Origin of the sequence: Nocardioides agariphilus, assembly GCF_015352445.1 — a bacterium.
Classification (GTDB): Bacteria; Actinomycetota; Actinomycetes; order Propionibacteriales; family Nocardioidaceae; genus Nocardioides; species Nocardioides agariphilus.
This window is the reverse complement of record NZ_JADKPO010000037.1, coordinates 1-20,027: the sequence shown is the minus strand read 5'-3', so window position 1 is coordinate 20,027 and position 20,027 is coordinate 1. Positions and strand designations below refer to the sequence as shown.

The window sequence follows — 20,027 nt, the reverse complement described above, 5'->3', positions numbered from 1 at the left end:
GCCGACCCGCCGGGCCTCGAGGGCCGCGACCGTGGCAGCGGTCCTCGTCGCGGTGCTGCTTCTCGCTGCGTGCAACGTGGGCGCGAGCGGCGACAACGGGCCAGGTGCCGGAGGCCCGTCGAGCGGGAGCGACGGCACTGCCGGCGACGCCGACCCCACGCCGTACCTCCCCGTACCCGATGGCGTCGTGCTGGCAGACCCGGGCAGCGAGCTGGGACTCGGCGAGTCGGCCAGCATCGCCTGGAAGCTCGAGGACGGCCAGGTCGGCGTCCTCGCGGTCAAGGTCCGCAAGCTCGTGCACGCCAAGATCTCCGACCTCGCCAACTGGCAGCTCGACAAGGCGGGCCGCCGCTCCTCGCTCTACTACGTCACCGCGACGGTGGCCAACCTCGGCGACGCCGACCTGGGCGGCCTGCGCGTCCCATTGTTCGTCCTCGACGGCGCGGGTGCCTTCGTCGAGTCCAGCGAGTTCAAGACCGACTTCGACCCCTGCCCGAGCCTCAGCCTGCCCGCGGGCTTCGTTGCCGGGCAGAAGGTGACCATCTGCCAGGCCTATCTGGTGCCCAAGCACGGCAAGCTGGCAGCGGTCGCCTTCCGGGCCACGCCGAAGTTCAACCCGGTCAGGTGGGTCGGCAAGGTCCAGGAGCCGAAGCCGCCGAGGAAGTCCGGCAAGAGCTGAGCGGCCCGGCCGGGCGTCGCGGTTGGTGTGTCTGTCTAAGGTTTGTCCCATGAGTCATCTCTTGGTGCGCACGGTGACCACCCGCTGGGACGCGGCGTCGGTCTTCGACTACCTCCTCGACTTCGAGCACGCCGAGGAGTGGGACTCCGGCACGGTCCGCTGCGAGCGGCGAGCCGGCGACGGAGGGGTCGGCACCCGCTACCTGAACGTCTCGAAGTTCCTGGGCAGGGAGACCTCGCTTGACTACGAGGTCGAGAAGCTCGTGCCGGGGCGGCAGTTCGTCATCACCGGCGGCAACAAGACCGTGGTCAGCACCGACACGGTGACCGTCACCACCACCGCTTCGGGGGGCGCGAGCGTCGAGTACCGCGCCGAGATGACCTTCAAGGGCATCGCATCGGTCGTCTCGCCGTTGCTGACGCCCTTCCTCAACAAGCTGGCCGACGACACCGAGACCCAGCTGCGCGACACCCTCGAGGCGAGGGCGGACCGGTGACCCTCTCGGGTTCCCTGCCTCGCCTCCTCGACTCGGCCCTGGACCGGAGCGTCGTCCTCGGGTTCTCCCGCATCGGCCTCGGTGTCCGCTCACGGCTGCCCGGCTGGCCCTCCGACCCGCCGCCGGGTGCCTTGCTCGGCCGCGACGTGGCAGTCACCGGCGCGACCTCCGGGCTGGGCCTGGCCACGGCACTGGGTGTCGCCGCCCTCGGCGCACGCGTGCACCTCGTGGTCCGCGACGAGGAGAAGGCCAGGGGCGTGGTCGCGCGGATCTCCGCCGCCACACCCTCGGCCGTGGTCGAGGTGCACCGGTGCGACGTCGGCGACCTCGACGACGTGAAGCGGTTCGCCGGTTCGTTCGTCGCGTCCGGGCATCGGCTCGACGTGCTCGTGCACAACGCAGGCGTGATGCCGCCGAAGCGGACCGAGTCGCCGCAGGGCCACGAGCTCGCGACGGCCGTGCACGTGCTGGGTCCGGTCCTGATGACCGAGCTGCTGCGGCCCAGCTTCGCGGCCAGTGGTGGGGCACGGGTCATGCTGGTGACCTCGGGCGGGATGTATGCCCAAGCGCTGCGCGCGGATGACCCGGAGTACCTCCGAGGCAGCTACTCGCCGACCGAGGCCTATGCCCGGAGCAAGCGGGCGCAGGTCGAGCTCCTGCCGATCCTCCAGCAGCGCTGGGCCCCCGACGGCTGCCTGGTCTGGGCGACGCACCCGGGGTGGGCGGCGACGCCCGGCGTCGCCGAGTCGCTGCCTCGCTTCGACCGCCTCACCAAGCCGATCCTCCGAGACGGTCCTGGCGGCGCCGACACGACGGTGTGGCTGTCTGCCGTGCAGCCGGCACCGCCGGGAGGCGGGCTGTGGCACGACCGCCGGCAGCGCCCGACGCACTTCCTTCCCCGAACCCGTCCGCGAGCCGGCGACGTCGACCGGATGTGGGCGTGGGTCGCCGAGCAGACGGGAATCACCGGATGAGGCCCCACTGGCGCTCGCACCTGCGCCGCACCGTGCCCCCGGTCCTCGCCGCAGCGGTCGTCGGCGGCCTGGGCACCAAGCCGACCTCGGCGTGGTACGTCGGGCTCGCCAAGCCCGCCTGGCAGCCGCCTGCCTGGCTGTTCGGTCCGGTGTGGACGGGCCTCTACGCGCTGACGGCAGCAGGCACGGCCAGAGCCATGGCGGCCGCACCGTCGCGGGACGAGGCCCACGCGCTCGAGCGGCAGCTCTGGGTCAACATGGCGCTCAACGCCGGATGGTCGTGGCTGTTCTTCACCGCGCGAAGCCCGCGGTCGGCTCTCGTCGAGGTCGTGGTCCTGGAGGCCTCCACCGTCCTCTTGGCGGACAAGGTGCGCCGACTCGATCCCGCTGCGTCTCGCGCCCTGGTGCCCTACGTCGCCTGGAACGCCTTCGCGGCCGCGCTCAACGCCGCGATCGCCCGCCGTAACTAGGGATGCCGCACAATGACCCGGTGTCCAGCTCCACGGCCGTGCCAGCCCTCCCCACGTCGCTGACCCTCGGGTCGCTGACGGTGGAGACCCCGGTGGTGCTGGCGCCGATGGCCGGAATCACCAACGCGGCGTACCGCCGGTTGTGCGCGGAGCAGGGTGCGGGTCTCTACGTCTGCGAGATGATCACCTCGCGCGGGCTCGTCGAGCGAGACGAGACGACGCTGAAGATGCTGGTCTTCGACGACCTGGAGAAGATCCGGTCGGTCCAGCTCTACGGCACGGACCCGGTCTACGTCGGCAAGGCCGCCGAGATCCTGTGTGCGGAGTACGGCGTCGCTCACATCGACCTCAACTTCGGCTGCCCGGTCCCCAAGGTGACCCGCAAGGGAGGTGGGGGAGCGCTGCCGTGGAAGCGCGGGCTGCTCGGTGAGATCCTCACCTCCGCGGTCGGGGCGGCGACGCCGTACGGCGTGCCGGTGACGATGAAGACCCGCAAGGGCATCGACGAGGACCACCTGACCTACCTCGACGCCGGCCGGATCGCCGAGGACTCCGGCTGCGCGGCGATCGCGCTGCACGGCCGCACCGTGGCGCAGTCCTACTCGGGAGAGGCCGACTGGTCGGCTATCGCGTCCCTGGTCGCCCACGTATCCATCCCGGTGCTCGGCAACGGCGACATCTGGGAGGCGGGCGACGCCGTGCGCATGGTCGAGCAGACGGGAGCGGCCGGCGTCGTGGTCGGTCGGGGCTGCCTCGGACGGCCGTGGCTCTTCCGGGACCTGGCGGCGGCGTTCGCTGCGCACTCCCAGTGGTCGAGCGGGTCGAGACCGCGGCTGCCCGACCTCGGCGAGGTGCGAGAGGTGATGCGTCGGCACGCCGAGCTCCTGTGCGAGCACATGGGGGAGGAGCGCGGCTGCAAGGAGTTTCGCAAGCACGTGTCGTGGTACCTCAAGGGCTTCCGCGCGGGCGGCACCCTGCGCCACTCGCTGGCGCTGGTCGACTCGCTCGCGACCCTCGACCTGCTGCTGGCCGACCTCGATCCCGACGAGCCGTTCCCGGTCTCCGAGCTCGGCAACCCGCGCGGACGGCAGGGATCGCCCCGGGCCAAGGTTGCCCTCCCCGAGGGGTGGCTCGACGACTCCGACGGCGCCGGCCAGCACGTCCAGGAGGACTCCAACGAGACCACGGGCGGGTAGTCGCCCCACCACCTGGGGTGACGCGGAACACGTACACCGATCGCGCCGGGGATTTGAGACACCCATCGAGATGTGTGCTTGACTCGGGGCTTCGTGTCCGTTTCGTTATCAACCATCGGTTGGTAGCTCTCGCGGGAAACCGGACCTGTCCCCTGTCTTCAACAGCAAAGGATCAGCGCTGTGGCTGTTCATCGCCACAAGCGGGACGCCGATGCCCGCCGCCTGTTCGGAGCCGTCACCAGCACCAAGACGGTCTCCGCCGGGCTCGCCGTACTCGCCACCACCGCCGTCATCACGGCAGGAGTCCTCAACTCCTCGGTCGGTGCCGACCTGTTGGCTGCCCCGGCAGCCAACCGCCTGACCGCGACGATCTCGCCCACCGCGTCGGCCGATGCCAGTGACCGCCTGGTGGTCTCCCGTTCGGCGTCTCGCAAGGACAAGAAGGACGCCGTCAGGGAGGCACGCGCCGACGGTGCGCTCGCCGCGACGGCCAAGGCGGTCCGTCAGGCCCACACCCGGCTCTGGACCACGGCGCCCCTGAACCTCTGGACCAAGTCCGGGCCCGATGCCGTGCAGGTCGGCGAGATCGCGTCCGCTCGCCACGTCCTGGTGACCGGACGCCAGGCCGGTGGCCGCGAGGAGATCGTCGTGGAGGGCAAGAGCCGCTGGGTGACCGCCGGCTACCTCGACGACGTGAAGCCGATCGCCTTCGGCGGCGCGTGCACCAACGGCACCACGGTGCCCAGCTCGGTCAGCCCGAGCATCATCAAGGTGCACGCCGCCGTGTGCGCGGCCTTCCCCTCGATCACCGTCTACGGCACGCTGCGCGGCGGCGGCGGCGACCACCCGCTGGGCAAGGCCGTCGACATCATGGTCAGCGGCGACCTCGGCTACCAGGTGGCGGACTTCGTGCGCGCCCACTACGCCGAGCTCGGCGTCTCCTATGTGATCTACAGCCAGCACATCTGGTCGGTCGAGCGCAGCGGCGAGGGCTGGCGTCCCATGGCGAGCCGCGGCTCGACCACCGCCAACCACTACGACCACGTGCACGTCTCGGTCTTCTGAGGTTCAGTGGCAACCTGACCCTCACCGCACGCTGACGGTGACCGTCCCGATCACGATGCGCTCCCCGTCGACGGTGATGGTGACCGTCAGCTCGCTCGTACCCCGGGCGACAGCCGTCCAGGACCGCCCGTAGTTCGGCCCTTCCCTCCAGTCATCGAGAGCGAGCGCGGGCCCTGAGATCTCCCCCGCCAGCGAGCCGATCCCCTGGCCATGCCCATAGACCCAGATGGTCGAGCCCAGCTCGAGCTCGATGCGGGTGCCGGCACGGAGCTGGGCGTCGGTGCGTCCGCGGTAGTCCATGCTGTTGCCTGGGCCGACCGAGTTGACCTCGACATCGACCAGGTCAGCAGGGCCGCGAGGATCGGCGACCTCGGTCATCGTCACGGTCTGGCCGGGTTCGAGCATCGTGCCGGGCGCGGGGCTGACGCCGAGGATGAGGCCAGGCTTGCCACCCCCGACGAACTGAGTGTTCACCTGGGCTGCCAGCCCCGCCGCTTGGAGGGCCTGGCGATAGTGCTCGCCGGCGTCGTCGTCCTGCTCGCTGTCGTTGACGCCGTGGAACCCAGGTACGGCGACCCGGTCGTCGACCACCCGGATCCACGACAAGATCTCGTCCACGCGCTCCTTGGTCTTCGCGATCGCACGGAAGGACGCCTGGTCCGACGGGACGAACACCGTGCGGGTGCAGCTCGTGGTGCCGTTGCCCAACTCCGAACAGGTGACCTCGTTCGTCTGGGCGGCCACGCCGTCGATCTCGACATCACGGTCGGGTACGAACATCGAGGCATTGACAGCGCGCTCCAGCCACACGACGTCGTGCACCTTCGGTGCCAGCAGGGCACATCCTTCGATCACCGTCACGTCGACGACGACCGTCGGCCGGGTGGCAGTCCCGCACCTGATCGCGTTGGTCGCCCACTCCTCGGGTACGGCGATCGCCACGTGCCCGATGCCCACCAACCGGGTCCCGGGAGGGATCGGCTCCGACTCGACGGGCGAGGTGCCTTGGGTGGAGGGCTGTGGCGGCGTACGCGAGTCAGCGGCCGGGAACAGCGCAGGACCGCCGACCACGACGGCCACGACTGCCCCGGCACCGACGGCGGCGAGCGCCCCGGTCCAGCGAGTTCGTTGCCGCCGACGCACCACCGCAGCGGCGTCGATCATCGCCCCCAACGGGGGAGAGCCTGCCGCGATGCGCTCGCCGGCTCGGTCCAGAAGGTCGGAGAGGTTCTGGTCGGTCACGGTGCGCCTCGCAGGTCGGAGAGGTGAGGGTCGTCGGCCAGCAGCTTGAGCGCGCGGGAGAGCCGCGACTTCACGGTGCCGGGCGCGACGCCGAGAACGTTGGCCATCTGCTGCTCGCTCAGATGGGCGTAGTAGCGCAGCACCACGGCGGTCCGCTGGTCAGGTGAGAGCCGGGCGAGCGATCGACGCACGGCGTCCGCGTCGTCGTAGGACGCCGTCTCGTCGTCCGTGAGACGCTCCGGGGTCGCGGCGACCGGCAGCTCGCCCGTCCACCGCCGACGCCTGCTCGAGGTGAAGGTGTTGATCAGTACGCGGTGCACGTAGGCATCGCGGTCGTCGGCCCGGCGTACCTTCGCCCAGCTGACCAGGCACCTGGTCAACGCTGCCTGGACGACGTCCTCGGCCTCGGGGGGCGAGCAGCCGAGGAGGACGGCCGAGCGGACGAGCCGGGCCCAGCGCAGCGAGACGTACTCGCTGAACTCGGCCACTACCGGGTCGTCGCTCACCACACCTCCCAGACGCGTCGGTCACGGCCTGCGGTTCCCTACTAGGGTCGCGCACGATGGACGTCAACCCCGAGCTGTACGACGAGGGCGACCGCGAGCGGTACGTCGCCGAGCCGCCCAAGCGGGTCGCGGCCCCCGTGCGCACGCCGTTCGAGCGCGACCGCGCCCGGGTGGTGCACGCGGCTGCGTCGCGGAGGCTGGCCGCCAAGACCCAGGTGGTCGGCCCGCAGTCCGACGACTTCGTGCGCAACCGGCTCACCCACAGCCTCGAGGTCGCCCAGGTCGCCCGAGACCTCAGCCGCGCACTCGGGTGCGAGCCCGACATCGTCGAGACCGCAGCGTTGGCCCACGACCTCGGCCACCCGCCGTTCGGGCACAACGGTGAGCGGGTGCTCGCGGAGCTGAGTGCCGGGTTCGGCGGTTTCGAGGGCAACGCCCAGACCTTCCGCCTGCTGACGCGGCTCGAGGCCAAGACCTTCGGCGAGGACGGCTCGGTCGGGCTGAACCTGACGCGGGCCACCCTCGATGCCAGCACGAAGTACCCCTGGCCGTCGGCGGAGGCCGAGGCGCCGGGCGGCGTCCACGCTGACGGCTCGCCGCGAGTGATCCGCAAGTTCGGCGTCTACGACGACGACCGGCCGATCTTCGACTGGGTGCGAGACGGCGTCCAGGGCAGGAGGCGATGCCTGGAGGCGCAGGTGATGGACCTTGCCGATGACGTCGCCTACTCCGTCCACGACGTCGAGGACGGCATCGTCGCCGGGCGCATCGACCTGCACGACCTCGACACCGAGGCTGTCTGGGCCACCGTGCGCGAGTGGTACCTCCCCGGCACCGATGACGCAGCGCTGGACGGCGCGCTCAAGTCGCTGCAGTCGGTCGACGGCTGGCCGGACCGGGCCTACGACGGGTCGCGTCGTCACCTCGCGGCGCTCAAGAACCTGACGAGCGACCTGATCGGCCGGTTCTGCGGTGCGGTCCAGGACGCGACCTTCGCCGGGTCGCCAGGACCGTTCGTCCGCTATCGCGCAGACCTCGTCGTGCCGGAGGAGACCGAGCGGGAGATCGCCGTGCTCAAGGGCATCGCGGCCCACTATGTGATGCGCACCGACGACCGGCTGGCCCTGATGTCACGCCAGCGCGAGCTGCTGGCCGAGCTGGTCGAGGTGCTGACCGCCCGCGGTCCGGACGCGCTCGATGCGCCGTACGCCGACGACTGGGCCGCCGCCGCCGCCGACGACGGTCGTCGGCGAGCGGTCATCGACCAGGTCGCCTCCCTCACCGACGCCAGCGCGGCAGCGTGGCACGACAGGCTCGTGGTGGGTTGAGTCGAGACCCTCGAGTGTCAGGGCAGGTCGCCCTGCGGGTACGGGTTGTCCTGACGCGCGGTGCTCTCGGGGTTGAGCTGGTCGAGCAGCTCGTCGTCGTGCCCGTTGGACCCTGACGACGAGCCGAACGGCGAGTGGGAGGCCGCGGTGGACGCGGCGACTCCGGCAGCGTGGCTGACCTTCTGGGCCACCACCGGAGCCTGCTCGCGCGCGGTGTCGGCGACCGTCGACGCGGCGGACTGCACACGTGGGTCGTCCTTGACCTTGAACGCGGCCTTCTTGATCTGCTCGTAGCGTTGACGGCCCGCTTGGGCTCCGAGCACGTAGCCGACGGCAAACGCGATCAACAAGGTGAGCTTCTTCATGATGTCCTCCTGGGTGGTGGTGGTCAGTCGTGGTGGCGGCGACCGGCCCGCTCGCGGATGCGGCGGCCCTTGGCCTCGTCCTTGGCGTCCTTGGCCGCGGCCTTCTCGATGTTGCGGGTGTCGCGTGCGGGGAGCTGGATCTCGGACTCAGCGGCGATGCCGGCCTGCAGCTGGCGGCCGCGCTCGATCTCGGAGTCGACCTCGGCGCCCAGCAGCAGCGCGACGTTGGTCAGCCACAAGAAGACCAGTCCGACGACGACACCGGCCAACGAGCCGTAGGTCTTGTTGTAGGAGCCGAAGTTGGCCACGTAGAACGCGAAGCCGGCCGCGGCGAGCATCCAGATCAGGATCGCGACGGCGGCGCCGAGCGAGATCCACCGGAACTTGGGCTGCTGCACGTTGGGCGTCGCGTAGTAGAGGATCGCGACGATGAGCAGCACCGCGAGGAGCATGAGCGGCCACTTGGCGATGCTCCAGACCTGGACGGCCTGGTCACCCAGCCCGATCTGGTCGCCGATGGACTGGGCCAACGGTCCGCTGACCACGAGCATCACCAGCACCAGTGCCACGAGCAGGATCGCGACCAGGGTGATCAGGAGCATGATCGGCCGCAGCTTCCAGAAGGGCCGCCCCTCGCCGATCTCGTAGACGCGGTTCATCGCCCGCGCGAAGGCTCCGACGTACCCCGACGCGGACCAGAGCGCGCCGAGGAGACCGAGGATGAGAGCGACCCCCGCGGTCTGCGACGCAGCGAGCTCGAGGAGGGGCGTCTTGATGGTGCCGAGGGTGTCGTCGGACACCAGCGGCGAGAGTACGTCGAGCACCGTCTGCACGGACTTCTCGGGGTTCTGCCCGACCAGGCCCAAGATCGCGCTCAGGGCGATCGCGGCCGGGAAGATGGCCAGCACGCCGTAGTACGTCAACGCGGCCGCCAGGTCCGTGCACTGGTCGTCGCTGAACTCGCGCCTCACCTTGCGGGCGACGTAGAACCAGGTGCGCTTCTCGAGGTCGGTGGGCGCATCGGGCTTGGTGGGGTCGTCAGGCTCCGGCTTGGCCGCCTCGCGGTCGCGGGCCTTCTCGGAGCGATCGAGGTCCGAGGATGTCATCACTCCATCCTGACCCCGCCCGCCCTCGGTCGAACCACCCGGATGGGTGCCGTCCCAGGGCGTGGACCTCCTCCACAGGGGCCGGCCTGCGCCGGACTGGCGGTGGGCGCCGCGGCATAGACTCCGCGCGTGGCCGGCCGCATCCGTGAGGAAGACATCGCGGAGGTGCGCGACAAGGCCCGCATCGAAGACGTCGTGTCGTCCTATGTCACCTTGCGTCGCGCTGGCGGAGGCGCTCTGAAGGGTCTGTGTCCCTTCCACGACGAGAAGACGCCGTCGTTCCAGATCACTCCTTCGCGCAACCTGTGGCATTGCTTCGGGGCCTGCAACGAGGGAGGCGACGCCATCAGCTTCCTGATGAAGATCGACGGCCTGGCCTTCACCGAGACCGTCGAGCGCCTGGCCGACAAGTACGGCGTGACCCTGCGCCGCGAGGACGGCGACGTCCGCGAGGAGCGGCCGCGCGGGCCGCAGCGGCAGCGGCTCGTGGAGGCCAACAAGGTCGCCCAGCTGTTCTACGCCGAGCAGCTGGCCACGCCCGAGGCGGTGGTGGGCCGCCAGTTCCTCGGCGAGCGCGGGTTCGACCAGGCGGCAGCCGAGCAGTTCGGGATCGGCTTCGCGCCCCGCGACGGGGAGGCGCTGACCCGCCACCTGCGCCAGAAGGGCTTCCGCGACGAGGAGTCGATGGCGGCGGGCCTGGTCAGCCAGGGCCGGTCGACCTACGACAAGTTCCGCGGCCGGTTGCTGTGGCCGATCCGCGACGCCAGCGGTGACACCCTGGGCTTCGGTGCACGGCGGCTCTTCGACGACGACCGCATCGAGGCCAAGTACCTCAACACGGCCGAGACGGCGCTCTACAAGAAGAGCCAGGTCCTCTACGGCATCGACCTGGCAAGGCGTGACATGGCCCGCACGTCCCAGGCCGTGGTGGTCGAGGGCTACACCGACGTGATGGCCTGCCACCTCTCCGGCGTACCCACCGCGGTCGCGACCTGCGGCACGGCGTTCGGCGACGAGCACGCGCGGGTGCTCAGGCGCTTCCTCCACGACCACGAGGAGTTCCGCGGCGAGGTGATCTTCACCTTCGACGGCGACTCGGCCGGCCAGAAGGCCGCCCTGCGGGCCTTTAGCGGCGACCAGAACTTCGTGTCCCAGACCTATGTCGCGATCGAGCCGACCGGCCTCGACCCGTGCGACCTGCGCATCCAGCAGGGCGACGGCGCGGTGCGCGAGCTGGTCGCGCGCCGGGTGCCGCTCTACCGCTTCGTGCTCGGCAACGTCGTCGGCAAGTACGACCTCGACCGGGCCGACGGACGCGTCGATGCCGTCCGCGAAGGCGCGCGACTCGTCTCGTCGATCCGCGACAAGTCCAAGGTCGATGCCTTCGCCCGAGAGCTGGCCGGCATGGTCGGCGTCGACATCGAGCAGGCTCGCGACGAAGTTCGCCGGGCCGCCAACCGGCGCCCCGACGAGCGGCCGGGTGCCCCTTCGACAGCTCGTGCTGAGCAGCCCCAGCAGCCGGCCCGTGCCGCTCTGCCCGACCCGCGAGAGCCCCGGTTCGCCCTGGAGCGGGAGACGCTCAAGCTCGTGCTCCAGCACCCCACCGCGGTCGGCCGGATGGCCTCCGACGTGGGCGCCAACGACTTCACGCACCCGACCCTGCGCACGGTGTGGGAGCTGGTCGAGAAGAACGGCGGGCCGAGCGCCGCCGACGCCGGCTGGGCAGGGCGCATCCGCGCCGACGCGGCCGATCCCGTCGTGCAGTCGGCCGTCAGTGCCCTGGGCGTCGAGCCGCTCAAGACCGCCAAGGAGCCCGACCAGGCGTTCGTCGCAGCCCACGTCTACCGCCTCCAGGAGCTGACGGCGCTGCGCCGGATCACCGAGCTCAAGTCGCGGCTGCAGCGCACCAACCCCGTCGACCAGGCCGTCGACTACAACCGGATGTTCGGTGAGCTGGTCGCACTCGAGCAGCACCGCCGCACCTTGCGTGAGCTGGCGATGGGCCAGCAGGGATGAGCGCCTGGTGAGGCTGGGCTCGAAGCGTCCGCCGGTCGATGTTGCTGCGGGTGAGCGCGTCCTCGCCTGGACCCGGACCACGACCGGCGAGGTGCTCGCCGGCACCCGTGAGGCGATCTACCTCGACGGACAGCGCCTGGCCTGGCAGGACGTCGAGGCTGCGGACTGGGACCGCGACACCGAGCTGCTCCGCGTGGTCGAGGTGGGCTCCTGGGGACAGCCGCGGGGCGAGCACCGCTACCCGATCTCCGAACCCGGCCGCCTCCTGGAGCTGGTGCGCGAGCGGGTGACAGCGAGCGTGCTGCTCGTCCGCCACGTGCCGATCGACGGTCGCCGCGGCGTACGCGTCATCGCCCGCCGCCCACCGGCCGGCAACCGGGAGCTGCGCCACGACATCCATTGGGTCTACGAGTTCGACGAGGGGATCGACCCTGCCGACCCGGCCGTACGCTCTGCGGCCCAGGCCGCTCTCGCCTCCGCGCGTGACGAGGTCGGGCTCGATTAGATACGGCCTTCGGGCCTTGCTAATCTGTGCGGGCTTCCCGATCCCCTGTAGCTCAACTGGCAGAGCATTCGGCTGTTAACCGGAGGGTTGTTGGTTCGAGTCCAACCGGGGGAGCAGAAATGCCCCCGCCGGCTGTCGTCGGCGGGGGCATTGGCTTTACAGCGAGGTCAGAGGCCGAGCGTGAAGGTCGTGGAACCGACGTAGGTCGTCTTGCCGGCGATCACCCTGACAGCGAACGTGTGCTCTGCTGGCACGGCGCCTTCCACGGTCTGGAAGTTCTTCACCAGCACCGTTCGCCTGAGTTGCTTTGAGTAGGTGCCATAGCCAGGGTCGAGGCAGGGGGTGTAAGGCAGTCCATCCAGCGTGCAGCTGACGCTCGAGACCTTGGCCGGGACGTCGTAACCGATGTAGACGTGCGGTGGAGTCGAGGACAACCACTCTGTCTGCATCGCGAGCGTCGTTGTGCCGCCGCCCGCGGGCTTGCCGGCGAACGCGGCGGAACCCGTGGTGGAGACGACGGAGCCGGCGAGGGCGACGGCCGCGGCGGTGGTGCAGACACGACGAGTGATCCGGAACCGTTCGCGCGCGAACGTTCGCACCGAATGGATGTCAGGGTGTCTGTCCGGTCGCCGACACCGAGTGCGGGAGGAGCTACTCAGTCCTCGTCGTCGCCGCCCCAGGTCAGCGAGTAGACCTCGGCAGTCGTGCCGAAGGCGACGCCGAGGCGTTGGCCGACCTGGCGACCGAAGCCCTCGAGGAACTCGCGGGGGTCCCAGTTCTCCCAGCCGAGACCGTCGATGTACGCCGCGTGGGCGGCGAGCGACTCCACGCCCTTGTCGAAGGTGTCGGTGGTGTCCACGCCGTGCGTGGCCTCCGGTGAGTTGAAGGCCCAGATGGCCTTGACCCCGCCCCAGGGCTCGAGACCGTCGACGAGCTGGTCGTTGAAGATCCACCGGTTGCCGGCGTCGCGGGCAGCGTCGAGCAGGCCACGGCCGACGGCGATGTGGTCGGCCTGGTTGAGCGCGCCGGGCCCGAAGCTGTCGCGGAAGTTGAGCGTCATCACGATCTCGGGGCGGTGGCGGCGGATCACCTCGGCGAGCGCGCGGCGCAGCGGGACGCCGTACTCGACGATCCCGTCGGGAAGGCCGAGGAACTCCACGGTGTCGACGCCGACGATCCGCGCCGAATCGATCTCCTCGGCCTCGCGAACCCGCTTGCTCTCGTCGGGGTGCATGCCATCGATGCCGGCCTCGCCGCTCGTCACCATCACGTAGGCGACCTCCTTGCCCTGGCCGGTCCAGCGGGCGATCGCCGCCGCCGCTCCGAACTCCATGTCGTCGGGGTGCGCGACGATCGCGACGGCCTTGGTCCAGTTCTCGGGGAGGGTCTTCAAGGGCTCAGGTTCCATGAGCAGAGCATGGCCGATACTGCGTTGCCTGCGAACCAGGGGTCCGCGAGGCTTCCGTGGTGATCGTTGTCAGCGAGGTCGACCCAGCCGATGAGCCGACGTTGCGGGCGTTCTGGGAGACCGAGCAGGCCTCGGTGTGGCACGACCGGCAGTACGCGATCCCGCGCAGCTGGGAGCGGCTGCGCTCGATGATGGCCCACCCCAACGACTGGTACCGGCGAACGTTGCTGGTCGCGCGCGACGGCGATGCCCTCGTGGGCGTGGCCGACCTGGGTGGCTCGATCACCGACAACCTGCACCTGGCCGACCTCGAGATCCACGTGCTCCCCGAGCGCCGACGCGAGGGCATCGGACGGGCGCTGCACGACGAGGCGGCCCGGCGCCTTCGCGCCGATGGCCGCACGAGCGTCGTGGGGGAGGTCTACTGCCCGGCCGGCAGCCAGGGGTCGGGGGAGGCGGCCTACGACTTCGCGGCCGCGATGGGCTACGCGCCCGTGCACAGCGAGGACCACCTGATGCTCGCGCTTCCTGTGGGCGGCCGTGAGGTCGAGCGCTTGCGCGGCAAGGTCGACAAGACGGCCTACGACGTCCTCACGTGGACCGGCCCGTGTCCCGAGGAGCACCTCGAGCAGTTCTGCGAGATGCACACGCGGATGAGCAGCGACGTGCCAGTGGGCGAGATCGACTACGAGCCTGTGCTCATCGACCCTGAGCGCCTCCGCGGCCGCGAGGAGCGGGTCTTCCGGTCCTTCGACGGCATCACGTCGGTCGCACGGCGCAGGGCCGACGGCGTGTTCGGCGGCTACTCCCAGCTGTACCTGCCGCACGGCGCCGACTACGTCTACCAGGACGACACGCTCGTGATGCCCGAGCACCGCGGACACCGCCTCGGGACCGCCCTCAAGCTGGCGACCCTGGAGCTGCTCCAGCGCGAGAGTCCCGATCGCCGGGCGATCCACACCGACACCGCCGTCGACAACCACGCCATGCAGGCCACCAACCTCGACTTCGGCTACCGACCGGTCGAGCGGATGTACGAGATGCAGCGCCGTGACGGCTGATCACGAGCTGTGGCCGCCGCCGACTCGAGGTGAGCCCACCTCGCCGGTCTGGCGCTCCACGGAGTTCGTCGCCGAGCTGGGGGAGTGGTGCCGCTCGGTGCTGGGCTCCGAGGTGCGTCTGGAGGAGGTGAAGATCCGTTGCTGGTCGGCCGTGTGGCGAGTCGTGACCGACGACGGCGTCTACTTCGCCAAGCAGAACTGTCCGGGCCAGGCCTTCGAGGCCGCTTTGATGGCCGGGCTGAGCCGGCTCTCGGGCCGGGTCGTGCCGGTGACCGCCATCGATCGCGAGCGCGGCTTCTTGCTGACGCCCGACCAGGGGCCGGTGATGCGCGAGTCGGTCGGCGACAGCGAGGAGACGTGGTCGACCGTCGTACGGGAAGCGGCCCTGCTGCAGCGCGAGCTCGTGCCGCACGTCGAGGCCCTCGAGAGCGCGGGCGCGCGGCGGGTCGGGGCGGCCGAGGCCGTGACATACGTCGAGACGCGGGCCGAGCAGTACGCCGCCCTGCCGTCGGGTGACCCTCGGGGACTCGACAGCGAGCAGTCCGCTCGGCTGAGGGCAGCGCTCCCCGAGGTCGAGCGATGGTCGGACCAGGTGCTGGCCCTGGGTCTCCCCGTCGCGCTCAACCACAGCGACCTGCACTCCAACAACGTCTTCGCGCTGCCGACGGGCATGAGATTCTTCGACTTCGGCGACGCGGTGCTGAGCGACCCGCTCGCGGTCCTTCTCGCGACGCTGAGCTCGATGCGCTTCCACCTCGGCTGCGGGCCCGACGACCCACGACTCGCGCGGGTCGCGGACTCGGCTATCGAGGTGTGGAGCGACCTGGCCCCGGCCGCAGAGCTGCGAGCCGCGCTGGCCCCCTCGCTCCAGCTCGGCAAGCTCGCTCGTTCGGAGTCCTGGGCGCGCTGCCTGACCCATGTGACCGACGAGGAACTGGCGGAGTTCGGTGACTCGGCTGCCTACTGGCTGCTCGACATCACCGAACCTCCACCACTCGTGGACGGGTGAGCGTCACCCGGTCGGTGTCATTGAGACGGCTGAGGAGCCTTGACGTCCTTGCACTCGACCTTCGGGTTGAGGCCCACGTAGTTGAGCGGACCGGCCACGATGGTCAGCGCCGTGTCGGCGAACTCCTTGCAGGAGACGTCCTTGTTGTCCCCGAAGTACCCCCGCTGGAATGCCGCCAGCACGCCGATGACGAGCCAGATGACCACGACGATTGCGAGCAGTCTTCCCATGCTGTGTGCCTCCCAGGGTCGGGATCCGTGATCGGACCCTTGCTCGGATGCTGGCACCGATCCTGAGTCGTCAAACCACCCCTGAGTACGTAGCGGTACCGATTCGCCGTGGCGGGCTCGCGTCGTACCCCGATTTCAGTGAGCATGCGGGGGTGCACGGACGGGTCTTTCGCGACGCCTCGTTGGTTCGTGCCCTGTTGTCGTTCGGCGGTGCCTATACCGCGGAGTGGGCGTTCACCGTGGCGATCAGCCTGGTGGCCTTCGCCGACGGGGGAGCCGTTGCGGTCGGTCTGGTCGGCACACTGCGACTGCTGCCATCAGCTGTCCTGGCGCCGGTCGTGGCGGCCTACGCCGACCGCCTGCCCCGCGAGAAGGTGCTGTTCGCCTCCAGTGCGGTGCGGGGTCTGGCGACAGTCTTGTGCGCGCCGATCCTGATCTCCGGGGGGCCGACGTGGGTCGTCTACGGGCTGGCGATCATCTCGACCATCGCGTTCACGCCGTACCGTGCCGGTCACTCGGCGCTGATGCCGCTGCTGTGTCGCGAACCCGAGGAGCTCACCTCGATCAACGTCGTGCGCGGCCTGCTCGACTCGCTCAGCGTGGTGATAGGACCCTTCGTCGCAGCGATCCTGGTCACGGTCTCGGATGTGGCGTCGGTCTTCGTCTTCGCTGGCGCGTGCGGCATCTTGTCAGCGGTGCTCATCCTCAACCTGTCCTACGAGCGCATCCCCGTCGCTCCCGCCCGGCCCCGGCTGCTGGGCGAGGTCGTCGAAGGCCTCAAGGCCGTCAGGGACAACCCCGGCGTGCCGACCTCGTTCGCCTTCGTGATCCTGCAGACCTTCCTCCGAGGGGCCTTCACGGTCTACGTGGTCGTGGTGGCGATCGACCTGCTGGGTCGTGGCGAGTCCGAGGTGGGGGTGCTGCAGGGAGCGGTAGGGGTGGGCGCCCTCGCCGGCAGCGCGCTGTGCACGCTCCTGGTCGGCAGCCGGGCGATGACGCGGTGGCTCTCGATCGCCGTCGTGTTGTGGGGAGCGCCGATGGCCGTGATGGGCATCGCACCTGAGTACGTCGTAGCTCTCGTCGCCGCTGCCGTGATCGGCATCGGCAACGCGATGGTCGATGTCACGGCCTTCACACTGATCGCGCGGATGGTCCCCGATGCCGTGCTGGCGCGGGTGTTCGGCGCGTTGGAGGCGCTCGGTGCACTCGCCGTCGGGCTGGGTTCGCTCATCGCACCGCTGCTCGTCGCCCTGTTCGGCGACCGCGCGGCGCTGATCGTCGTAGGACTGGTCGCGCCGGTGGCCTGCGTCCTCACGTGGTTCCGGGCCACGAAGGTCGATCGGTCGATCTCGGTGCGCACCGACGTCATCAAGGTGCTCCGAGGTGTGTCGATGCTGCGACCCCTGCCGGTCAACGCGATCGAGCAGCTGGCCCAGCGTGCCGACCACATGGACGTCGCGACAGGTGAGGCGGTCTTCGAGGCCGGCGAGATCGGCGACAGCTTCTATGTCGTGGAGTCAGGCGCCGTCGACATCCTCGACGGTCAGCGGCTCGTTCGGACGATGGGTCCGGGCGAGGGCTTCGGTGAGATCGCCCTGCTCGGTCACACCACCCGCACGATGACTGTCAGAGCCACCGAGGACACGCGGCTGCTCGGCATCAGCGCTTCTGACTTCCTGCCCGCAGTGACAGGGATCAGCGAGGCCCGCGCCGCCGCCGAGAAGACCCGGTCCGAGCACCTGGAGCACGCCCCCGGACGGTTCACCGAAGAGTGGCCGCCCGGTCAGGTCTGACCGGCGGCGTCGACCACGAACCGGTCGATGCCCACAGCAGACTTGCTGCCCGATCGCGTGCCCAGTGGCACCACGCGGATCACGTGGACCTTGTCGGCGAGCGACATCGTGAAGACGTCGACGTCGTAGGCCCGTCCGGACGCGGTGAGGTTGACCTTCTTGCGCAGCACGCCGTCGACGTAGATCGCGGCCCTGCCCGAACCCGGGTCCAACACGGCGTGCACGCTGACCGACGTACCCCGGAACCTCAGGCGGTACTCGGGCTTCGCGCCGGTGTCGCCCTTCGTGGCGTGGGTGACGCTCACGTACGAGCCGCCGTACGCCGCTGGGTCGACGACGGTGCGGAACGACTGCCGCAACGCGCCTTCCTGCTTGACGGTGGTGCCATAGGCGACCGAGTCGAGGTTGACCCACGTGCCCCGCGAGCCCTGGGGCTTGGTGCCGGCGACCACTATCCGCAGGCTGTGCTTGACCAAGGACTTGAGTCCCGTTGCCTTGAAGACCAGTGCGCGCTTGAGGCGGGGTGCGTAGAACGAAGCGGTCCGCACGAGCATCCCGTCGACGTAGACCTGTGCCCGCCCACCGGTCGGAGACCGGATGCCGAAGACGGACACCTCTCCGGAGCTCGGCGCGGTGAACGTGAGCTCGGCCGTTGCGCCCTTGTCGCGGGAGGCGATGAATCGTCCCTTGCTCGCCTTCGTGGACTTGTCGAGGTCCCATTTCTGCGTCAGCACCGACGAGGGAACGTCGACATCGGTCGTGGCCCGCACCTGCCAGTCGGGCGGCACGAGCGAGAGGCCGACGTGGTCCTTGATGCCGCTGCCGAGCAGCACCCTGTAGGTCTGGCCGGGAACCAGTGGTGCGTCGGGGTCGAAGGTCGCCGACGTCGCTGAGTTCGCCGAGGGCTCGAGCGTGATGGTGCCCGCGAGTGGCTTGGTCGACCCGTCGGCCACGACGCGCAAGGTGGAGCTGTCGACTCCGGTGACCCCCTCCGAGAACGTCATGGTGAAGTCCCCGTTCAAGGGAGCGGCCGTGCTGGGGTCGTGCTGCGTGACAGTCGGAGGGGTCGTGTCGACGACGAAGTCATAGCTCTTGTACACGGTCTGTCCCGACGTGTTGCCTGCTGAGACCTGCAGCGTCACCGAGCCGTCGGCCACCGGCCCGAAGGGGTTGGCCGAGCCGGGCGAGCACGGAGTCGGGGCGAAGTCGACGTGGCAGGAGTAAGAGAGCTCCTCGCCTGCCGGGTCGCTCAGACTGAACGCGAAGGACCCTGTGTTGCTCGCGGAGACAAGCGGCGGCACGTCAGTGAGCGCCAGTACGGGCGTACTCACAGGGATGCAGATCGCGATCACGCCGAACCTGCTGTCCACCACCTGCGCGCCCGCGGTCCAACCAGCCGCACTCGTCGGGTACGACGACCACGTCGTCGCGCGCTGGGCGCTGTCGCGCTGGTTGGTGCCACTGGGCCCGGCCCACGTGCCACCGGTCAGTATCCGCTTGCCCGCTGGGCAGAAGACGCCCTGGCTCGAGGTGTTGCTGCCGCTGACGTCGGCGGCGCTGAGCACCGGTGTGAAGTCAGGCACGTTGGCGCTGGGGATGCAGTGCACATCGATGTAGAGCGTGTCGTCGGTCGCGGCGCTGGTGCCTGCGGCGTACCACGCGTCGGCCAGTGGTGTCGGGCCGCTGACGTCGATGTGGCGGTCGCCGAGCGTGTTCCAGTCGGCCCCGGCGCTGAGCAGCGTGTAGCCGTCGGGGCAGATCGCGTAGCCTCCGGCCCGGTTGTTCACCTCGGTGTAAGTCTCCGTGACAGTCACGATGGGCCCGACATCGATCGCGTTTGCGCACCATGCGTGCAGGTGGACGGGACGTTCGGTGGGCGTCCAGTTGTGGATCACCATGACGTACCGATTGGTGTTGTAGTCGACGTACTCGCGCTTGATCCAGACCGCGTTGTTGGGCGAGCCCATGCCGCCGCTCACGGGGATGTAGCCGTCGGGGCACTGCAGCTCGTAGAACCCGTCGCCCGTGGCGGCGATGTTCTGGTTCTGCAGGTCGACGCGCTTCCAGCGCCACGGAGGAACGACCGCAGCCTCGGCTGGAGCCGCGGTCGCGGTCAACGCGACGACTGCCAGGACCAAGCTGGCTGCTGCTGAGATGGCTCGCCTGTAAGAAGACATCATGGAAGGGCCCCCTGCCGTTCTCACCCCGCTGCAAGCACGGTCCCAGAACCGCCGCCCCAGCGATAGTGCGTCTTTCGCCTACCGCGATCCCTCCGCTGGTTGAGGAGTGCGCCGTCTCCGCTGGTTGAGGAGGTTGCGCTAGCAGCCGTCTCGAAACCAGGTGGGTGTCGCTGGTTGAGGAGGTTGCGCGGTCTCCGTTGGTTGAGGAGGTTGCGCTAGCAACCGTCTCGAAACCCGGTGGGTGTCGCTGGTTGAGGAGGTTGCGCCGGTCTCTGCTGGTTGAGGAGGTTGCGCTAGCAGGGCTTGTCAGCGTTCCTGTGTAAGGGCCTGACCTGACTTTGATATTAGGCGTTGTCCAGACGGCCGGGGAACATGACGTCGAACTGGTTCATGGCGAT

At 69.7% G+C, this 20,027-nt stretch carries 20 protein-coding genes and 1 tRNA gene; 13 read left to right on the top strand and 8 right to left on the bottom strand.

The window, feature by feature from the left end; all coding sequences use genetic code 11:
- Window positions 1–31: 31 nt before the first annotated feature.
- The 6 genes from ISU10_RS19850 to ISU10_RS19825 all read left to right on the top strand — a co-directional run bounded on the left by ISU10_RS19850 (window position 32) and on the right by ISU10_RS19825 (window position 4,880).
- A complete protein-coding gene (locus ISU10_RS19850) occupies window positions 32–679 on the top strand; it encodes a hypothetical protein (protein ID WP_194698179.1) in 648 nt (215 codons plus the stop codon).
- Window positions 680–728: 49 nt separating this feature from the next.
- The gene (locus ISU10_RS19845) at window positions 729–1,175 is read left to right on the top strand and encodes an SRPBCC family protein (RefSeq protein WP_194698178.1); all 447 of its coding nucleotides are present in this window, start codon (window positions 729–731) and stop codon (window positions 1,173–1,175) included.
- Window positions 1,172–2,149: an SDR family NAD(P)-dependent oxidoreductase gene (locus tag ISU10_RS19840; protein ID WP_194698177.1), complete on the top strand. Its 978-nt coding sequence runs from the start codon at window positions 1,172–1,174 to the stop codon at window positions 2,147–2,149. The genes ISU10_RS19845 and ISU10_RS19840 overlap by 4 nt, the downstream gene beginning before the upstream one ends.
- On the top strand, window positions 2,146–2,619 hold the full coding sequence (locus tag ISU10_RS19835) for a TspO/MBR family protein (RefSeq protein WP_194698176.1): 474 nt from the start codon (window positions 2,146–2,148) through the stop codon (window positions 2,617–2,619). The genes ISU10_RS19840 and ISU10_RS19835 overlap by 4 nt, the downstream gene beginning before the upstream one ends.
- 2 nt (window positions 2,620–2,621) lie before the next feature.
- Complete coding sequence (gene dusB, locus ISU10_RS19830) at window positions 2,622–3,815, top strand: tRNA dihydrouridine synthase DusB (RefSeq protein WP_194698175.1); 1,194 nt, start codon at window positions 2,622–2,624, stop codon at window positions 3,813–3,815.
- Window positions 3,816–3,995: 180 nt separating this feature from the next.
- Window positions 3,996–4,880: a VldE C-terminal domain-containing protein gene (locus ISU10_RS19825; protein WP_194698174.1), complete on the top strand. Its 885-nt coding sequence runs from the start codon at window positions 3,996–3,998 to the stop codon at window positions 4,878–4,880.
- Window positions 4,881–4,901: 21 nt separating this feature from the next.
- Here ISU10_RS19825 and ISU10_RS24245 read toward each other — a convergent pair whose 3' ends face one another.
- On the bottom strand, window positions 4,902–6,122 hold the full coding sequence (locus ISU10_RS24245) for a PASTA domain-containing protein (RefSeq protein ID WP_194698173.1): 1,221 nt from the start codon (window positions 6,120–6,122) through the stop codon (window positions 4,902–4,904).
- Window positions 6,119–6,628, bottom strand: coding sequence for a SigE family RNA polymerase sigma factor (locus ISU10_RS19815; RefSeq protein WP_194698172.1), 510 nt, complete (start codon window positions 6,626–6,628; stop codon window positions 6,119–6,121). Before ISU10_RS19815 ends, ISU10_RS24245 begins: the two co-directional genes overlap by 4 nt.
- 56 nt (window positions 6,629–6,684) lie before the next feature.
- Here ISU10_RS19815 and ISU10_RS19810 point away from each other — a divergent pair, with 56 nt between their 5' ends.
- Window positions 6,685–7,956, top strand: coding sequence for a deoxyguanosinetriphosphate triphosphohydrolase (locus ISU10_RS19810; RefSeq protein WP_194698171.1), 1,272 nt, complete (start codon window positions 6,685–6,687; stop codon window positions 7,954–7,956).
- 17 nt (window positions 7,957–7,973) lie between these two features.
- On the opposite strand, the gene ISU10_RS19805 is transcribed toward ISU10_RS19810, so the two are convergent.
- Window positions 7,974–8,321 carry a YtxH domain-containing protein gene (locus ISU10_RS19805; RefSeq protein WP_194698170.1) on the bottom strand — a complete coding sequence of 116 codons (348 nt, stop codon included), beginning with the start codon at window positions 8,319–8,321 and terminating at the stop codon, window positions 7,974–7,976.
- Between the two features lie 23 nt (window positions 8,322–8,344).
- Window positions 8,345–9,427, bottom strand: coding sequence for a YihY/virulence factor BrkB family protein (locus ISU10_RS19800; protein ID WP_194698169.1), 1,083 nt, complete (start codon window positions 9,425–9,427; stop codon window positions 8,345–8,347).
- Between the two features lie 129 nt (window positions 9,428–9,556).
- Here ISU10_RS19800 and dnaG point away from each other — a divergent pair, with 129 nt between their 5' ends.
- The 3 genes from dnaG to ISU10_RS19785 all read left to right on the top strand — a co-directional run bounded on the left by dnaG (window position 9,557) and on the right by ISU10_RS19785 (window position 12,062).
- Window positions 9,557–11,443: a DNA primase gene (dnaG, locus tag ISU10_RS19795; protein ID WP_194698168.1), complete on the top strand. Its 1,887-nt coding sequence runs from the start codon at window positions 9,557–9,559 to the stop codon at window positions 11,441–11,443.
- A gap of 7 nt (window positions 11,444–11,450) precedes the next feature.
- A complete protein-coding gene (locus ISU10_RS19790) occupies window positions 11,451–11,948 on the top strand; it encodes a hypothetical protein (RefSeq protein ID WP_228501419.1) in 498 nt (165 codons plus the stop codon).
- A gap of 41 nt (window positions 11,949–11,989) precedes the next feature.
- A tRNA-Asn gene (locus ISU10_RS19785) sits at window positions 11,990–12,062 on the top strand.
- A gap of 53 nt (window positions 12,063–12,115) precedes the next feature.
- Here the strand turns inward: ISU10_RS19785 and ISU10_RS19780 are convergent.
- Together ISU10_RS19780 and ISU10_RS19775 are read right to left on the bottom strand one after the other, a co-directional pair.
- Window positions 12,116–12,547: a hypothetical protein gene (locus tag ISU10_RS19780; protein ID WP_194698167.1), complete on the bottom strand. Its 432-nt coding sequence runs from the start codon at window positions 12,545–12,547 to the stop codon at window positions 12,116–12,118.
- 56 nt (window positions 12,548–12,603) lie between these two features.
- Window positions 12,604–13,356 carry a PIG-L deacetylase family protein gene (locus ISU10_RS19775; RefSeq protein ID WP_194698166.1) on the bottom strand — a complete coding sequence of 251 codons (753 nt, stop codon included), beginning with the start codon at window positions 13,354–13,356 and terminating at the stop codon, window positions 12,604–12,606.
- Window positions 13,357–13,415: 59 nt separating this feature from the next.
- Here ISU10_RS19775 and ISU10_RS19770 point away from each other — a divergent pair, with 59 nt between their 5' ends.
- Together ISU10_RS19770 and ISU10_RS19765 are read left to right on the top strand one after the other, a co-directional pair.
- A complete protein-coding gene (locus ISU10_RS19770; protein WP_194698165.1) occupies window positions 13,416–14,417 on the top strand; it encodes a GNAT family N-acetyltransferase in 1,002 nt (333 codons plus the stop codon).
- Entirely contained in the window at window positions 14,407–15,426 is a 1,020-nt protein-coding gene (locus ISU10_RS19765) for a phosphotransferase (protein WP_194698164.1), read from the top strand. Before ISU10_RS19770 ends, ISU10_RS19765 begins: the two co-directional genes overlap by 11 nt.
- Window positions 15,427–15,443: 17 nt before the next feature.
- Here the strand turns inward: ISU10_RS19765 and ISU10_RS19760 are convergent, their stop codons facing one another.
- On the bottom strand, window positions 15,444–15,656 hold the full coding sequence (locus ISU10_RS19760) for a hypothetical protein (RefSeq protein WP_194698163.1): 213 nt from the start codon (window positions 15,654–15,656) through the stop codon (window positions 15,444–15,446).
- Between the two features lie 152 nt (window positions 15,657–15,808).
- Here ISU10_RS19760 and ISU10_RS19755 point away from each other — a divergent pair, with 152 nt between their 5' ends.
- Window positions 15,809–17,449 carry an MFS transporter gene (locus tag ISU10_RS19755; RefSeq protein ID WP_194698162.1) on the top strand — a complete coding sequence of 547 codons (1,641 nt, stop codon included), beginning with the start codon at window positions 15,809–15,811 and terminating at the stop codon, window positions 17,447–17,449.
- Here ISU10_RS19755 and ISU10_RS19750 read toward each other — a convergent pair.
- A complete protein-coding gene (locus tag ISU10_RS19750) occupies window positions 17,440–19,587 on the bottom strand; it encodes an Ig-like domain-containing protein (protein ID WP_194698161.1) in 2,148 nt (715 codons plus the stop codon). The two genes, ISU10_RS19755 and ISU10_RS19750, sit on opposite strands and share 10 nt — an antisense overlap.
- Window positions 19,588–20,027: the final 440 nt, after the last annotated feature.

What these genes read in the sequence shown, in the direction of transcription:
- ISU10_RS19845 (WP_194698178.1), top strand. Translation starts at nt 729, where the DNA reads ATGAGTCATCTCTTGGTGCGCACGGTGACCACCCGCTGGGACGCGGCG.
- ISU10_RS19835 (WP_194698176.1), top strand. Translation starts at nt 2,146, where the DNA reads ATGAGGCCCCACTGGCGCTCGCACCTGCGCCGCACCGTGCCCCCGGTC.
- dusB (WP_194698175.1), top strand. Translation starts at nt 2,622, where the DNA reads ATGCCGCACAATGACCCGGTGTCCAGCTCCACGGCCGTGCCAGCCCTC.
- ISU10_RS19810 (WP_194698171.1), top strand. Translation starts at nt 6,685, where the DNA reads ATGGACGTCAACCCCGAGCTGTACGACGAGGGCGACCGCGAGCGGTAC.
- ISU10_RS19805 (WP_194698170.1), bottom strand. Translation starts at nt 8,321, where the DNA reads ATGAAGAAGCTCACCTTGTTGATCGCGTTTGCCGTCGGCTACGTGCTC.
- ISU10_RS19800 (WP_194698169.1), bottom strand. Translation starts at nt 9,427, where the DNA reads ATGACATCCTCGGACCTCGATCGCTCCGAGAAGGCCCGCGACCGCGAG.
- ISU10_RS19775 (WP_194698166.1), bottom strand. Translation starts at nt 13,356, where the DNA reads ATGGAACCTGAGCCCTTGAAGACCCTCCCCGAGAACTGGACCAAGGCC.
- ISU10_RS19760 (WP_194698163.1), bottom strand. Translation starts at nt 15,656, where the DNA reads ATGGGAAGACTGCTCGCAATCGTCGTGGTCATCTGGCTCGTCATCGGC.